The organism is Cupriavidus sp. H18C1 (assembly GCF_049311595.1).
GTDB lineage: Bacteria > Pseudomonadota > Gammaproteobacteria > Burkholderiales > Burkholderiaceae > Cupriavidus > Cupriavidus cauae.
Map to the genome: position 1 here is coordinate 1,010,176 of NZ_CP186009.1, position 16,889 is coordinate 1,027,064.

General features: G+C 70.8%; 6 protein-coding genes and 2 pseudogenes. 2 read left to right on the forward strand and 6 right to left on the reverse strand.

Features of this window, described 5'->3' with window-relative positions:
• Positions 1-16 precede the first annotated feature (16 nt).
• From glgX to OJJOAM_RS20410, 6 genes and pseudogenes are all read right to left on the reverse strand, one after another.
• Positions 17-2,146, reverse strand: coding sequence for a glycogen debranching protein GlgX (glgX, locus tag OJJOAM_RS20385; RefSeq protein WP_422650912.1), 2,130 nt, complete (start codon positions 2,144-2,146; stop codon positions 17-19).
• A gap of 11 nt (positions 2,147-2,157) precedes the next feature.
• A complete protein-coding gene (gene glgB / locus OJJOAM_RS20390; protein WP_422650913.1) occupies positions 2,158-4,434 on the reverse strand; it encodes a 1,4-alpha-glucan branching protein GlgB in 2,277 nt (758 codons plus the stop codon).
• A gap of 61 nt (positions 4,435-4,495) precedes the next feature.
• Positions 4,496-7,880: pseudogene (treS, locus tag OJJOAM_RS20395) on the reverse strand (maltose alpha-D-glucosyltransferase); the annotation flags it as partial.
• Positions 7,877-11,218, reverse strand: coding sequence for an alpha-1,4-glucan--maltose-1-phosphate maltosyltransferase (locus tag OJJOAM_RS20400; protein ID WP_422650914.1), 3,342 nt, complete (start codon positions 11,216-11,218; stop codon positions 7,877-7,879). The gene OJJOAM_RS20400 and the pseudogene treS, both read right to left, overlap by 4 nt.
• Positions 11,172-12,353 (reverse strand): hypothetical protein, encoded by a 1,182-nt coding sequence (locus tag OJJOAM_RS20405; protein WP_422650915.1) that lies wholly within the window; start codon positions 12,351-12,353, stop codon positions 11,172-11,174. The genes OJJOAM_RS20400 and OJJOAM_RS20405 overlap by 47 nt, the downstream gene beginning before the upstream one ends.
• A 385-nt stretch (positions 12,354-12,738) precedes the next feature.
• Entirely contained in the window at positions 12,739-13,323 is a 585-nt protein-coding gene (locus tag OJJOAM_RS20410) for a type 1 glutamine amidotransferase domain-containing protein (protein ID WP_422650993.1), read from the reverse strand.
• Positions 13,324-13,795: 472 nt separating this feature from the next.
• Between OJJOAM_RS20410 and OJJOAM_RS20415 the strand changes: the two genes are divergently transcribed.
• Positions 13,796-15,016, forward strand: coding sequence for a ligase-associated DNA damage response exonuclease (locus OJJOAM_RS20415; RefSeq protein ID WP_422650916.1), 1,221 nt, complete (start codon positions 13,796-13,798; stop codon positions 15,014-15,016).
• Positions 15,013-16,626: pseudogene (locus OJJOAM_RS20420) on the forward strand (ATP-dependent DNA ligase); the annotation flags it as partial. The gene OJJOAM_RS20415 and the pseudogene OJJOAM_RS20420, both read left to right, overlap by 4 nt.
• Positions 16,627-16,889 lie beyond the last annotated feature (263 nt).

A 16,889-nucleotide genomic window follows, 5' to 3' on the forward strand; every position in this document is an offset into this window, starting at 1 on the left:
TGGACAGAGCCGTCCGCTACGACGGTCCCGACGGCGCCAGCGTGGCGGCCAGCAGCACCGCGGCGTGCGGCGCCACCGGCTGGACCGGATGATCGAGCGGCGCTTCCGGCAATTCCGGCCGGGCGCTGTCGAACAGCCGGGACCAGATCAACGCCGGCGGCGGCAACTTGTACTCGACCGCCTCGGTGCCCGCGTTCAGCAGCAGTACCGTCACGTGGACCTGCCCATCGGCGTCGCGTCTGGCGCGCCTGAGCGCCAGCGTCCGTTCCTCGGGATTGGACCACTGTTCGGGCGTCAGCGGTTCGCCATCGACGCCGAACCAGCCGATATCGTGAAGACCTGGTGCGAATTCCTGACGACCATGGAGAAACTGCCGCTCCGCATAGGCGGGCAGCCGCGCCCGCAGGCCCAGCAGCCGGCGCACGCATTCGACCATGCCGCGCCCGGTGGGCGTCTGCGCCTCGTCCCAGTCCAGCCACGACAGTTCGTTGTCCTGGCAGTAGGCGTTGTTGTTGCCCTGCTGCGAGCGCAGCCATTCGTCGCCGGCGGTCAGCATCGGCGTGCCCTGCGACAGCAGCAGCGTGGCCATCATCGCGCGCGCCACCTGGCCGCGGGTGGCGAGGATCGCCGGATCGTCGGTCGGGCCCTCCACCGAGCCGTCGGGACTCCAGTTGGCGCTGGCGTTGTCGTCGGTGCCGTCGCGGTTGTCCTCGCCGTTGGCCTCGTTGTGCTTGGTGGCGTAGCTGACCAAGTCCGCCAGCGTGAAGCCGTCGTGCGCGGTGACGAAGTTGATCGAGGCCCAGGGCTTGCGGTGGCGCCGGTCGAACAGGTCGGCCGAACCGGTCAGCCGCGCGGCCAGTTCGCCGCGCTGGCCGGGGTCGCCGCGCCAGTAGCGCCGCACCGTGTCGCGGAACTTGTCGTTCCATTCGGCGAAGCCCGGCGGATGGTTGCCGACCTGATAGCCGCCCGGGCCCAGGTCCCACGGCTCCGAGATCAGCTTGACGCGCGACAGCACCGGGTCCTGCAGCACCGCGTCGAAGAAGCCCGCGCCCGGATCGAAGCCGTTGCCCTCGCGCCCGAGCGTGCTGCCCAGGTCGAAGCGAAAGCCGTCGACGTGGTAGCACTGGACCCAGTAGCGCAGCGAATCGAGCACCATCTGCAGCACGCGCGGATGCGACAGGTTCAGCGTGTTGCCGCAGCCGGTGTCGTTGATGTAGTGGCGCTCGTCGCCCGGCACCAGCCGGTAGTAGCTGGCGTTGTCGAGCCCGCGCCATGACAGCGTCGGGCCCAGCTCGTTGCCTTCGCAGGTGTGGTTGTAGACGACGTCGAGAATCACCTCGATGCCGGCCGCGTGCAGCCGGCGGATCGCGACCTTGACCTCGTTGAGCTCGCCGCCGCTGAGGTAGGCCGGCTCGGGCGCGTAGTAGCTCAGCGTGCTGTAGCCCCAGTAGTTGCGCAGGCCACGCTGGACCAGGAAACGGTCCTGCAGGAAGGCGTGGATCGGCAGCAGCTCGATGGTCGTCACGCCGAGGTGATGCAGATGGTCGACGAAGCGCGGGTCGGACAGCGCGGCGAAGGTGCCGCGCTGGTGCGGCAGCAGGTCGTCGCGCCGCATCGACAGTCCGCGCAGGTGCGCCTCGTAGATGACGGTGCGCTCCCACGGCACCGCCGGCGGGCGGTCGTCGCCCCAATGGAAGCTCTCGTCGACGACGATGGCCTTGGGCATCATCGGCGCGCTGTCACGCCGGTCCGGCGTCAGGTCGGCGCGCGGGCTCTGCAGCCGGTAGCCGAACAGCGCATCGGCCCAGCGCAGCGGGCCGGTCAGCTTGCGTGCATAGGGGTCCAGCAGCAGCTTGGCGGGATTGAAGCGATGGCCGTGGTGCGGCTCGTAAGGGCCGTGCACGCGATAGCCGTACACCGTGCCCAGCGAGGCGTGCGGCAGATAGCCGTGCCAGACCTCATCGGTGCACTCGGGCATCGTCAGCCGCGCCAGTTCCTTGCGGCCGTTGCGCGAGAACAGGCACAGCTCGACCTTGGTGGCATTGGCCGAGAACACCGCGAAGTTGATCCCGAGGCCGTCCCAATGGGCGCCGAGCGGGTAGGGTTTGCCGGGAAGGAGCGTGCTGGCGATCGGGGAACGCGACAAGCAGGACCCTCCTAGTCGGGCAGATGGCGCAACAGCAGCATCGCCAGCGGCGGCAGCGTCAGCGACAGCGAGGCGGGCAGCCCGTGCGACGGCACGGGGTCGGCGAACAGCTCGCCGCCGTTGCCGACATTGCTGCCGCCGTAGCACGCGGCATCGGTGTTGACGATCTCCCGCCAGCGTCCGGCATGCGGCACGCCGAGCCGGTACCCCGGCCGCGGCAGCGGCGTCATGTTGACCACGACCAGCACCACGTCGTCGCTGTCGGGCGCGGCGCGGCGCAGATAGGCGAACACGCTGTTATGGCTGTCGTCGCCGATCACCCAGCTGAAGCCGCCCGGATGGTGGTCGCGGGCGTGCAGCGCGGGCAGCTCGCGATAGGCGCGGTTCAGGTCGCGGATCAGCATCTGCATGCCGCGATGGTTGGGGTGGTCGAGCAGTGCCCAGTCCAGCTCGCTCTCGTGGTTCCATTCGTGCCATTGCGCCAGCTCGCCGCCCATGAACAGCAGCTTCTTGCCGGGGTGGGTCCACATGAAGCCGAAATACGCACGCAGGTTCGCCAGCTTCTGCCAGTGGTCGCCCGGCGCCTTGCCGATCAGCGAGCCCTTGCCGTGCACCACCTCGTCGTGCGACAGCGGCAGCACGAAGGCCTCGGACCATGCGTAGACCATGCCGAAGGTCATGTCCTGGTGGTGCCAGGCGCGGTGCACCGGATCGTGCGACAGATAGCGCAGCGTGTCGTGCATCCAGCCCATGTTCCACTTGAAGGTGAAGCCCAGTCCGCCGCTGTCGACGGGCGCGGTCACGCCCGGCCAGGCGGTCGATTCCTCGGCGATCGTCATCGCGCCGTGGCAGCGTTCGCGCACCACCGTGTTCAGCTCGCGCAGGAACGACACCGCTTCCAGGTTCTCCCTGCCGCCGAAGCGGTTCGGCACCCACTGGCCGGCCTTGCGGCTGTAGTCGCGGTACAGCATCGAGGCGACGGCGTCGACGCGCAGCCCGTCGATATGGAATTCGCGCAGCCAGTGCAGGGCGCTCGCCAGCAGGAAGCCGCGCACCTCGTTGCGGCCGAGGTTGTAGATCAGCGTGTTCCAGTCCTGGTGGAAGCCCTCGCGCGGGTCCTGGTGCTCGTACAGCGCGGTGCCGTCGAATTCGGCCAGCCCGTGCGGGTCGGTCGGGAAGTGCGCCGGCACCCAGTCGAGGATCACGCCGATGCCGGCCTCGTGGCAGCGGTCGACGAAGGCGGCAAAGGCCTGCGGCGGCCCGAAGCGCGCGGTCGGCGCGAACAGCGACAGCGGCTGGTAGCCCCACGAGCCGCCGAACGGATGCTCGGTGATCGGCAGCAGCTCGATATGGGTAAAGCCGAGGTCGCGCACATAGGGGATCAGGCGCTCGCCGAGGATCTCCCAGCCGCGCGCGGGGTCGTTGACCTCGCGCAGCCACGAGCCGGCATGCACCTCGTAGACCGACATCGGCGTGGAATACGGATCCTGGCTCGAGCGGCGGCTCATCCAGGCCTGGTCGGTCCAGCCGAACGGCGGCGCCGACACGCCGGCCTGCGTCACGACCGACGCGGTGCCCGGCGGCAGCTCGGTGGCGAGCGCCAGCGGATCGGCCTTGTCGGGCAGCGGGTGGCCGTGCGCGTCGCTGAGGTCGTACTTGTAGCGGCTGCCAGGCTGCACGCCGAGTCCGGCCGGCACGAACAGCTCCCACACGCCGACGCCGTAGCGCAGCCGCATCGGATGGCGCGCCGGATGCCAGCCGTTGAAGTCGCCGATCACCGAGACGCGGCTCGCGTTGGGCGCCCACACCGCGAAGCGCACGCCCTCGATGCCGTCGATCGTCATCCATTGCGCGCCCAGGCAGCGGCCCAGTTCGAAATGCCGGCCCTCGCCGATCAGGTGCAGGTCGAGTTCGCCGAGCAGCAGGTCGAACGAATACGGGTCGGCGCTCAGCTGGCGGGTGCCGTCCGGCCAGGTGATATCGAGCCGGTAGTCGCGCCGGCCCAGCTTGTCGGGCAGCGTGCCGGCGAAGATGCCGCCGGCGTGGATGCATTGCATCGGGCCGATGGTATTGCCCAGGTTGTCGGCCAGCGCGACCGACTGCGCGCCGGGCAGGCAGGCGCGCACCACCGTGCGGTCGCCCTCGCGATGCGGTCCGAGCAGCGAGAACGGGTCGGCGTGGCGCGCATCGAGCAGCGCCTCGAATTGCACGGCGGCGTGTTCCGAGTGCCCGGAGTGTCCGTGCTGGCCCCGCGTCGACGCGGGGCCGGAGGAAGTCATGGTGGCCATGGTTGCGTCTCAGACGTGGGGGGGCGGGAGGCGGCGAGGCGGGCGGTGCCGCGCCGGTGCCGGCGGAGCTACCCGCCGCGCCGGTCAGCGTGCGGATCAGCCGCGCCAGTCCATGCACCGGCAGGTCGATCCAGGTCACCCGGTTGTCGGCCTCGTACTTGACCTCGTAGGCGGCGCGCTCCAGCAGGAACAGGTCGAGCAGCGGCTGCAGCTGTGCCGCGCTGGCCCACGGGTGCAGCGCGGTGTCCGCCACCTCGCGGTAGCCGCCGAGGAAGGCGTCGGTCGCGGTCTGGCGGAAGCGCTCGAGCAGTCCTTCGCGCCGCTCGGCCTGCGCCGGCGGCAGCGCCGAATGGGTGCGCTCGCTGCGGTCGGTGCCGACGGTGGCGGCGGCATAGTCGAACGAGCGCAGGATGCCCGCGACATCGCGCAGCGGCGAGGTCTTGCGGCGGCGGTAGGCCAGCGGCAGGCCCGGTTCGCCCTCGAAGTCGATGATGTAGGTGTCGTTCTGCGCGATCAGCACCTGCCCCAGATGCAGGTCGCCGTGAATGCGCGTCTGCAGGCTGCCCGGCGCCGCCGCGGCGAGCGAGGCGACCAGTTCGGGCAGCCGCTCGCGGCTGTCGAGCACCGCCTGCACGTCGGCGCGGTAGCGCTCGCCGATCGCGCCCTGCGGCGGCTGGCCGGCGCCCGCGCTCATCAGCTGCAGCGCGGTGTCGAGCGCGGCCATCGCGTCGTCGGTCCACTCGCGCACCTGCGCCTCGCCGGCCGGCACGGGCGTGAACGCCTCGTCCTCGCTGGGCCGCGCCAGCACCGCATGCAGCTCGGCCAGGCGCCGGCCCAGCGTCGTCGCCATCGCGGCAAAGCCGTGCATCGCCTCGGTGAACTCGTCGTCGCCGTTCTCGTTCTCCATCGGCAGCGCATCGTCGATGGCGCGGCCGATATAGTCGAGTGTCCAGTTCCAGCCGTCGCCCTGGTTCAGGATGTAGCCCTGCAGCAGCATCAGCGTGTGCGGCGTGCCGTCCGCGCCGGTGCGCACGACTTCGCCGAGCAGCGCGGCGGCATTGGCGTAGCCCTGCTCGGTCAGGTAGCGCGTCATCTCGGCTTCGGGATGGATGCCGCCGGAGACGCGCCGCACCAGCTTGAGCACCGCCGAGTTGTTGAACGACAGCGAGCTGTTCGACTGCTCGGCGGACATCCACTGGATCGGATCGTCCTCCAGGGCCAGCGCCGCCAGTCCCGGTCCGCCGCGGAAGTGGATCTGGCCGCGCGGCGTGGCGATCTCGGTGCCGGCGCGAAGGGCCTTGACGACCTCCCGCGCGAAGCGCTCGACCACGAAGCCGTCGGTGGCCAGCCCGACGCGGCTGCCGCGGCGCACGCGCGCCATCGCCAGCCCGTGCGCCAGCTGCGGCACGCTGGCGCCGGGGGGCGTCGTGGTCCCACAGCACGCTGACGGGCAGCTGGTAGCACTCGCTGCGCCCCTGCAGCGCGACTTCCACCTCGGACAGGTAGATCGCTTCGCCCGGCGCGGCGGCGCCGAACGGCACCGCGTAGGCGATGGTGACGCCCTGGATCTTCTCGCTCTTGGCGCCGAACCAGCGGCGCCGCCCGATGTAGTCCGGCAGCACCTCGTTGGACAGGATGCGACGCGACGCCTCGGTCAGGTCGGCTTGCGCGGTGTTTTGCATGATCAGCGTGATCAGCTCGGGCATCTGCTGCGGCGCGTCGACGTGCCAGGACGGCGGCTGCGCCTCGGTGGATAGCACGAACCAGTAGAAGCCATAGGGCGGCAGCGTCAGCAGATAGGTCAACTGGCCGATTGCCGGGAACGGGGTCGCGCCGAGCATCTCGACCGGCACCCGGCCCTCGAACTCGGACAGGTCCAGTTCGACCGCCTGCGGCGCGCGCGACAGATTGGCCACGCAAAGAATGTGCTCGCCCTCGTATTCGCGCAGATAGGCAAGGATTTTCCGGTTGCCGGGGAACAGGAAGCGGAAGCTGCCGCGGCCGAAGGCGCGGTGCTGGCGCCGCAACGCCAGCATGCGGCGCATCCAGTTCAGCAGCGAATGCGTATCGCGCGACTGCGCCTCGACGTTGACCGCCTCGTAGCCGTACAGCGGGCCCTGCAGCGGCGGCAGCACCAGCCTTTCCGGATCGGCATGCGAAAAGCCGCCGTTGCGGTCGGGCGACCACTGCATCGGCGTGCGCACGCCGTCGCGGTCGCCCAGGTGGATGTTGTCGCCCATGCCGATCTCGTCGCCGTAGTAAATCACCGGCGTGCCGGGCATCGAGAACAGCAGGCTGTTCATCAGCTCGATGCGGCGGCGGTCGCGCTCCATCAGCGGCGCCAGCCGGCGGCGGATACCCAGGTTGATGCGGGCGCGGCGATCGGAGGCATAGACCTCCCACAGGTAGTCGCGCTCGCTGCTGGTCACCATCTCCAGCGTCAGCTCGTCATGGTTGCGCAGGAAGATCGCCCACTGGCAGTTCGGCGGAATCTCCGGCGTCTGGCGGATGATGTCGGTGATCGGGAAGCGGTCCTCCCGCGCGATCGCCATGTACATGCGCGGCATCAGCGGGAAGTGGAAGGCCATGTGGCATTCGTCGCCGTGCGCGGGCCGCTCGCCGGTGGCCGGCGCGCCGCCGAAGTACTGCTGCGCGTCCTCGGGCCACATGTTGGCCTCGGCCAGCAGCAGCCTGCCCTGGTAGTGGTCGTCCAGATGCTTGCGGATCTGGCGGATCACCGTATGGGTCTCGGGCAGGTTCTCGTTGCTGGTGCCCTCGCGCTCGACCAGATAGGGCACGGCGTCGAGCCGCAGCCCGTCGATGCCCATGTCGAGCCAGAACCGCATCACCGACAGCACGTCGCGCAGCACCAGCGGATTGTCGAAGTTCAGGTCCGGCTGGTGCGAATAGAAGCGGTGCCAGAAGTAGGCCCCGGCCACCGGGTCCCAGCTCCAGTTCGACTTCTCGGTATCGCAGAAGATGATGCGCGTGCCGCTGTAGGCCTGGTCGGTGTCGGACCAGACGTAGTAGTTGCGCGCGGCGGAGCCCGGCTTGGCGTGGCGCGCGCGCTGGAACCACGGATGCTGGTCGGAGGTGTGGTTGATCACCAGCTCGGTGATCACGCGCAGCCCGCGCGCATGGGCCGCCGCGATGAAGCGCCGCGCCTCGGCCAGCGTGCCGTATTCCGGGTGGACGTTGCGGTAGTCCGCGATGTCGTAGCCGTCGTCGCGGCGCGGCGAGGGGTAGAAGGGCAGCAGCCAGATCGTGTCGACGCCGAGGCTGACCAGATAGTCGAGCTTGGCCAGCAGCCCGGCGAAGTCGCCGACCCCATCGCCATTGGCGTCGTAGAACGATTTGATGTGCAGCTGGTAGATGACCGCGTCCTTGTACCAGAGCGGATCGGCGTTGAGCAGCGCGGTGCTGCCGCGCTCGGAGAGGCGCTTCATGCAGACTCCTCGCGTCTTGGCTTGACATGCCACAGGGCGAACGGCAGCGCGTGCGGATCGAGCCGGATGCGCTGATGCTTGCCTTGCCACTGGAAGCGGTGGCCGTGCATCAGGTCCTCGGCGGCCAGCGCGCCGTGATCGGGCAGGCCCCATTCCCACAGCGGCAGTTCGATATCGGCCTCGCGCACCGTGCGCGGGTCCAGGTTGATCGCGACCAGCACCACGTCGTCGCCGAAGGCCGCGTCCGCATCGTGCGAAGTGGGGACGTAGCGCGCGAAGTACAGCACCGCGTCGTCGCTCGCGTGCAGGAAGCGCAGGCCCAGGTGGTTCTGCAGCGCCGGATGGCTGGCGCGGATCTGGTTCAGCCGCGTGATTTCGGCAACGATATTGCCGGGCCGGTTCCAGTCCCAGGCGCGCAGCTGGTACTTCTCCGAATCGAGATACTCTTCCTTGGTCACGCCGTTGACCACCAGCGGCGTGCCCTCGCACAGCTCGAAGCCGTTGTACATGCCCCAGAGCCCGGACAGCAGCGTCGCCAGCGCGGCGCGGATCAGGAAGCCGGGCCGCCCCGAGTCGTGCAGGAAGTAGGGGTTGATGTCCGGCGTGTTGACGAAGAAGTGCGGGCGGAAATATTCGCGCAGCGGCGTGCGCGTCAGCTCCGTCATGTACTCGATCAGCTCGCGCTTGTGGTTGCGCCAGGTGAAGTAGGTGTACGACTGGCTGAAGCCGAGCTTGGCCAGCCGCGCCATCATCTTGGGCCGCGTGAAGGCCTCGGCCAGGAAGATGGTGTCCGGATGGCGCTCGCGCACGTTGGCGATCATCCATTCCCAGAACGGCAGCGGCTTGGTGTGCGGATTGTCGACGCGGAAGATGCGCACGCCCTCGTTGACCCAGAACATCACCACGTCGCGCAGCGCGATCCACAGCGCGGGCGCGGCGCTGCCCTTGGCGTAGAAGTCGACGTTGACGATGTCCTCGTACTTCTTCGGCGGATTCTCCGCGTAGCGCAGCGAGCCGTCGGGCCGGTGCGCGAACCATTCGGGATGCTCGCGCAGCCACGGATGGTCGGGCGAGCACTGGATCGCGAAGTCGAGCGCCAGCTCCAGCCCCGCCGCGGCGCTGGCCGCGCGCAGCCGGCGGAAATCCTCGATGGTGCCCAGCTGCGGGTGGATCGCGTCGTGGCCGCCCTCCGGCGAGCCGATCGCATACGGGCTGCCCGGATCGTCGGGCGCGGCGCGCAGGCTGTTGTTGCGGCCCTTGCGGTTGGCGCGGCCGATCGGATGGATCGGCGGGAAATACAGCACGTCGAAGCCCATCGCGCGGATCGCCGGCAGGCGCTCGATCACGTCGTCGAAGGTGCCGTGGCGCTCGGCGTCGCCGCTCTGCGAACGCGGAAACAGCTCGTACCAGCTGGCGAAGCGCGCCGCCAGCCGGTCGGCCTCGACCGGCATCGCGACCGGATGGCGCGTGGAGAAGTGGCGCGGATCGGCCGCCTGCATCAGCGTGCGCGTGTGCGGCGACAGCAGGATCTCGAGCCGGCGCAGGTCGTCCTTGGCCGCGGCTTCGAGTTCGGCGACCAGCTCGCGCAGCGCGTGCGATGCCTCGCGGTCGCCGGTGCGGCCGTGCCGCAGCGTATTGGCGACCAGGCGCGCGCCTTCCTCGATTTCCAGCGTCACGTCGACGCCGGCCTGCTTCTTCTTGGTGACCTCGTCGCACCAGGTCGCGAAGGCATCGTGCCACGCCTCCACGGTGAATTCGTGCCGGCCCAGCGCGGTCAGCGCGAAGCTGCCGACCCAGCGGTCGTTGACGGTCGGCACCATCGGCGCCTCGTGCCAGCTTTCCTCGCCGGGACCGCGCCACAGCACCGCGGCGGCGAGCTTGTCGTGGCCGTCCATCCAGATGTCGGCGCTGACCTCGACCCGCTCGCCGGTCACGCGGCGCACCGCGAAGCGGCCGTTGTCGCAGGCCGGCGCGACGTTCTCGATGGCGATGCGCGGCGCCTGCACGGCCGCGGCGACGCTGCGCTCGAGCGCGGCGCGCACCGAGGCGCCGAAGCGCTTGCCCTCGCGCCGGGCGGGCTCGGCCAGTGCCGCCGACGGGGCGGCATGGAACAGCTGCACGCCGGCCGGGGCGAGCGTGATGTTGTCCAGGGCATCGAGCAACGTGCCGGGCTCGACGCCACCGCCGGGTCCGCCGTCGGCCGCCAGCAGCGTGCCCGCGCCATGCGGCAGCGCGCTGAGGATGCGATCGGCGCCGAGGCTGGCCGGCTGCTGCGCATCGGGGTTGATGACGATGGCCAGCGGCAACGGCGCGCCGGCCGCGGGCATCGGCAGCCGCGCCAGCGCGATCAGCGCGCCATCGGCGCCGCTCAGCTGGCGCACGGCCAGCGCCGGCGCCGGACCGCGCGCGGCGATCCAGGCATTGGCATGGATCAGCTCGTGCGACAGGTCGTAGCCGAGGCCCGGGTCCGCTTCGCCGTCGCGGCCGCCCGGCTCGTTGTGGGATCGGTCGCGGGGCGGATCTTCCTCGCAATCGCCGCCGCCGCATTCGAAGCCGGCGGGCACCAGGATGCCATCGCCCAGCGCCGCCGCGGTCCACAGCGCGCGCCGCGCCGCCAGCGCATCGAGGCCGCGAGCCTGCATCGCGGGCGCCGCCAGCACCGCGCCGAAGGGGCGCAGCCGCGCGATTTCCTCGGTCAGCCAGGGGCTGCGGTAATCCCACCAGGGCAGCGAGCAGAAGGCGCCATCAAAGCCCACACCAGCGCCGGCACCAGCGCCGACACCGGCCAGATCGGCCAGTTGCGCCGGGCTGGTGCCGGGCGTCCAGGCCAGCATCAGCGGCGGACGGCGCGCGTCGCCGCGCTTGCCGCCTGCGCCCTTCAACGCCGCGATCAGCTTGCGCCAGTGCCGACCTGCCACGCGGGCCGGCGCGCGGCACACATAACCGGCGATATCGAGCTCGGCCAGGCCTTGCAGCCGTTCGGTCCACCAGGACACCAGCGCCGTGGCGGCGCCTTCGTCGTGCCAGCGCAGGCGCGCCCCGGGCAGATGATTGTCGGTGTCGCGCGGATCGGGCATCGCGCCGTCGTGCCGCCAGCCGGGATCGATCGGCGCCGCGCCGTCGGGATAGCGGTCCAGCGCCAGCTCCAGCAGGCAGCCCAACCCTTGCGCCCGGCAGTGGGCGGCCATCGCGGCCAGCGTTTCGGGCGCGGCATGCAAGGGAGAGACGCCTGCCAGCAGCACATGATCGAAGCCGAGCGCCTTGGCCCGGGCCACGGCCCCGAGGGTGCCGTCATTGGCCTGGTGGACAAAATTCGGATCGATCTGGCAGATGCGCACGGATGGGCTCGTTGGAAGAGGACAGTCCGGGCACTGATGCGAAGCGCGTGCCAATATACCGCCGCGTCGGACAAGCACCGACGCGCCAACAGAGCGTCCCTTGCCCCGCAAGGCATCGCGCGCGATTGCGGCAGGAACGCCGCTTGCCGAAATGACAAGCACCAAAATGTGGCCTGTAAAAACTACAGTGCCGCGCTGGCAGAAAGTATCCGAAGCGGTGCCGCGCGATCGGGCTCAGGCGGCCGGGCGTCCCGCGCCGGCACTGCGCCGGCGCCGGGTGGGGCCGGTGGGGCGCCGTGTGGCGGCGGCGGGACGGCCGCCGTCTCCATCCGCGGCGGTCACGGCCAGCGCGGCGCCCGTGACAGCGGCGGCCGGCAGTGCGGTGCGCGAAGGCGCGGGCGTCGTGCATTCCCGCGCTGCGGCGGCACACCAGCACGCAGCCCTGGTCTGGCCTGCGGCAGTAATCGCGGTGCAGCACCGCGGCCACGATGGCCGGATGGCAGGCCAGCAGGCCCGGATAGGCCTCCAGCGCCCATGGCCACGACAGGCCGTCGTCATGCAGTACCAGCAGCGCGTGCGGCGGCCAGGCGGCCTGCGCCTGCGCCAGCGGTCCGCGCACCATCGCGCCGCCGTCAACAAGGGCCTCCCGCTGGCGCAGCAGCGGCCGCACCGCGACCGTGGCGGCGCCATCGGTGCCATCGGCCCCATCGGCCCCATCTGCCCCATCGGCCCCATCGGTGCCGGGTTCCACCACGCAGGCACAGAAGCGGCCCGCGCCGGCCACGCGCACGTGGCCCGTCTGCGTTTCGATCTGGGCGGCCGCCAGCGCCATGTCGCCGCCGCCGGGCAGCGTGGCGCGGACGCGGTCGATCTGCTGCATCTGCGCGCCGAAGCCCTGCAGCGCGGCGACGCGGCGCGCTGCTTCCGCGCCGCGTCCCAGGCCCAGCACCACCGTCGACAGGCCGCGTGCCGAATGGATGTTGAGGCCGCCCGGCGCCGCATCGCCGTCGGCCGGCGCCCATACCAGGCCGACCGCCACCGCCGGCAGGGACACCGGGCCGGGGCGATCGGCCGGGGACAGCGTCATGCGGATCACCGAGCCGGCGGGGCCGTCGTAGCGGTCCAGTGCGGTCACCAGTTCGTACAGCGCGGCCAGCCTGCCGCCCGCGCGGGCGCCGGCGTGCCGGCCGTCCGCGCCGTGCGGGGTATCGGGTCCGACGAGGGCATCGGGCGTATTGAAGGTATCGGGGGGATCGGGGCCGGTCGACGGCCAGGATCTCGACCTGCGGCGCGGCGGCCCCCGTTACCTCCTCCTGCAGCGGCCGCAGATGCAGCACGCCGCCGCCGGCGTGGTCGAGCATGCCGGTGGCCGCCGCGACCGCCGCGCGGCCGAGCCGCTCGGTGGCGAATTCGCCGAAGCCGCAGCGCACCGCCAGTTCGGTGGCCGCGTCATGCGCGTTCGCGAGATCGTCGATCGCGTCGATGGCGATACGGGTCTGCATGGCTGCGTGCCGGGTCGGTCAGGCCTGGCCGGCGCGCGCTTCGCTGCCCTGCGCCGTGCGTTTGCCCAGCTCGCCGAACAGCGTGACGATCTCCTGGTTGAACGCGGGGATATCGTCCGGCTTGCGGCTGCTGACCCAGTTGCCGTCGCGCACGACCTCGCGGTCGACCCATTCGCCGCCCGCGTTGCGGATATCGTCGGCCAGCGAGGGCCAGCTGGTCAGCGTGCGGCCCTGGACCAGCCCCGCGGAGACCAGCAGCCACGGACCATGGCAGATCACCGCGATCGGCTTGCCGTCGTCCTGCATCTTCTTCACGAAGCGCTGCGCGGCCTGCTCCGTGCGCAGCGCATCGGCGTTCATGGTGCCGCCGGGCAGCACCACGCCGTCGAAGTCGTCGGGATGGGCGTCGGCCAGCGTGGCCTGCACGCCGAAGCGGTCGGCCTTCTTGTCATGCTGGGCGCCCTGCACCTCGCCATCGTGCGGCGCAACGATGACGGTTTCGGCGCCGGCCTGCTGCAAGGCCTGGCGCGGGCCGGTCAGTTCGACCTGCTCGAACAGGTCGGTGACGAGGAAGGCGATGCGCTTGCCCGTCAGGGGGATGATTGGCGTCGGGAGACGTGTTCCGGTTCATCTTGCGGTCCTCGTTGCACGGGAAGTTGCTACGTCGATGCGTCGAAGCGAACGCGTCGATACGGAAGCGGACCGGCCCGACCTTGTAGCTTTTTCGGTCGGCGGTAAAAAAAAGCGCTCGCCGCCGCGCCGCGGGTCTTGCGGGAAGGCGGCGTCCGTGTCCACTTCGGTCCAGAGCGGCAAGAAGCGTGCCCCCGCGACCTGGCGCTGCAATGTGCCCCCCGCAATATGCCCCAGCGATAGGGCGACGCGACTGGGCGACGCGATCAGGGGCCGCGACTGGGGACCGCGATTGTTGGCCGCGATTTGCCCCGCGATTTGGCGCCGCGCGCCACGTCGGCCTAAGCCCGATGGGCCGGCAGCGGCCGCTGGCATACCATCGTTGTATCGATGTGCCTGCCGATGGACCCATCGGCCTGGCGATCGCAGCCGGAGTCCGCCTCCCATGGACCTTGTCGTAGCGCGGCCCGAGGGCCTGTACTGCCCGCCGGGTGACTTCCATATCGACCCATGGCGCCCCGTGGCGCGGGCCGTCATCACGCACGCCCATTCCGACCATGCGCGCGCCGGCAGCGGCCACTATCTGTGCGCGGCGCCCGGGCGCGGCGTGCTGCTGTCGCGCCTGCCCGATATCCATCTCGACAGCCTCGACTACGGCGAGACCGTGGTGCACAACGGCGTTCGCATCAGCCTGCATCCGGCCGGACACGTGCTGGGCTCGGCCCAGGTCCGACTGGAATACGGCGGCGAGGTCTGGGTCGCATCGGGCGACTACAAGCTCGCGCACGACGGCACCTGCGCGCCGTTCGAGCCGGTGCGCTGCGACACCTTCATCACCGAGAGCACCTTCGGCCTGCCGATCTATCGCTGGCAGTCGCAGGCCGAGCTGATGGCGCAGATCCTGTCGTGGTGGCGCGCCAATGCCGAACAGGGGCGGGCCAGCGTGCTGTACTGCTACGCCTTCGGCAAGGCGCAGCGCATCCTGCATGGGCTGATGACGCAGGCCGGCGAAGCGGGGCTGCCGGGGCCGATCGTCGAGCATGGCGCGATGACGGCGCTGAACCGCGCCTATGCGGCGGCGGGCGTGGCGCTGCCGGCGACGATGCATGCCTCCGAATTGCCGCCGCGCAGCCCGCTGCTGCGCCAGGCGCTGGTGATCGCGCCGCCGTCGGCGCAGCGCTCTCCGTGGCTGCGGCGCTTCGGCGATGCCTCGCAGGCCTTCGCCAGCGGCTGGATGCGCATTCGCGGCACGCGCCGGCGGCGCGGCGTCGATCGCGGTTTCGTGATCTCAGATCATGCCGACTGGCCCGGCCTGCATGCGGCGATCGAGGCGACCGGGGCCGAGCGCGTGTTCGTCACGCATGGCTATGTGCACGCGATGGTGCGCTACCTGTGCGAGCGCGGCCTGCAGGCGCAGGGCTTCGAGACGCAGTACGGCGACGAGGAGGACCACGACCGCGACGAGCCGGACAGCGAGGCCGAAGCGGGAGCCGGAGCCGGAGCCGGAGCCGGAGCCGACGCCAACGCCGATGCCGATGCCGACGCCGATGCCGACGCCGATGCCGATGCCGATGCCCAGGCCTCGGCCGCGGACGGGCGGATCGATAACGAGGCCGCCCCCTCCGCCGTCGCCCGCTCCGCCACCGACCCGCGGGACGCATCATGAAGGCCTTCGCTGAGCTGTACGCCGCGCTCGACGCGACCACCTCGAACAACGCCAAGCTGGCGGCGCTGCGCACCTATCTGCAGGCCGCGCCGCCCGCCGATGCCGCCTGGGCGGTCTATTTCCTTGCCGGCGGCAAGCCGCGCCAGATGGTGCCGGTGGCGATGCTGCGCACGCTCGCCGAGCAGGCGGCGCGGCTGCCGACCTGGCTGTTCGAGGAGAGCTACCAGGCCGTCGGGGACCTGGCGGAGACCATCGCCTTGCTGCTGCCCGAGTCCGAGCATACAGACGATGCGGGGCTGGCCGAGTGGGTCGAACAGCGGCTGCTGCCGTTGCGCGGCCTGCCGCCCGACGTGCTGCTGCCCAGGCTCGATGCGCTGTGGCGGCCCCTCGATGCGCAGGCGCGGCTGGTGCTGTTCAAGCTGATCACCGGCGCCTTCCGCGTCGGCGTCTCGCGTCTGTTGGTCACGCGCGCGCTGGGCGACGTGGCCGGCATCGATCCGAAGCGTGTGGCCGAACGGATGGTCGGCTATACCGATATCTCGGCGCGGCCCGATGCCGAGCACTATCTGGCGCTGATCGCGCCCGACGGCAGCGGGAAGCTTGGCGAGGACGCGCGCGATGGGACGAACGTTCCGCGCAGCCGCGGCGGCCAGCCCTATCCGTTTTTCCTCGCCCATCCGCTGCAGGCGCCCCTTGACCAGTTCGACGCGGTGCTGGGCCCGGTCTCGCAATGGCAGGTCGAATGGAAATGGGACGGCATCCGCGCGCAGATCGTGCGCCGCGATGGCCAGACCTGGATCTGGTCGCGCGGCGAGGACCTGATCACAGAGCGCTTTCCCGAACTGGCCGAGGCGGCCGCGCCGCTGCCGGACGGCACCGTGATCGACGGCGAGATCGTGGTCTGGCGCGACGAACGCGTGCAGCCGTTCGCCTTGCTGCAACAGCGCATCGGCCGCAAGAACCTCGGCGCCAAGCTGCTGCGCGACGCGCCGGCGGCGCTGCTCGCCTACGACCTACTCGAGTGGCAGGGCGAGGACTGGCGCCGGCGCGCGCAGGCCGAGCGCCGTGCGGCGCTCGAGCGCGTGCTGGCCGCGCATCCGCATTCGTCGCTGCGCGCGAGTCCGCTGGTGCAGGCCGATGACTGGCCCGGCTATGCGGTGCTGCGCGAATCGTCGCGCGAGCTCGGCGTCGAGGGCTTCATGCTGAAGGCGCTCGATGCCGCTTATGGCGCGGGCCGGACCAAGGATGTCGGCGTCTGGTGGAAATGGAAGATCGATCCGTATGCGGTCGATGCGGTGCTGATCTACGCGCAGCGCGGCCACGGCCGCCGCGCCAGCCTGTACACCGACTTCACCTTCGCGGTCTGGAGCGCGCCGCCCGGCACCGAGGGCAGGGTGTTGGTGCCGTTCGCCAAGGCCTATTCGGGCCTGACCGATCAGGAGATGCGGCAGGTCGACGCGATCGTGCGGCGGACCACCATCGAGACCTTCGGTCCGGTGCGCAGCGTCGAGCCGACCCAGGTGTTCGAGCTGGGCTTCGAGGGCATCGCCCGCAGCAGCCGGCACAAGAGCGGCATCGCGGTGCGCTTTCCGCGCATGCTGCGCTGGCGTACCGACAAGACGATCGAGGAGGCCGACACGCTCCAGACGCTGCAGGGCATGCTGCCGTCCGCCGAACGCAGGGAACGCGGGGAACGCGGCGAACGCGTGGAACGCGTCGGGGAACGCGGGGGAACGCGCCGAACGGGACGAACGGGACGAACGCACCGAACGCACCGAACGGGACGAACGCACCGAACGCACCGAACGCACCGAACGCGGCGAAGGCGGCGAAGGCGGCGAAGGCGGCGAAGGCGGCGAAGGCGGCGAGCGCG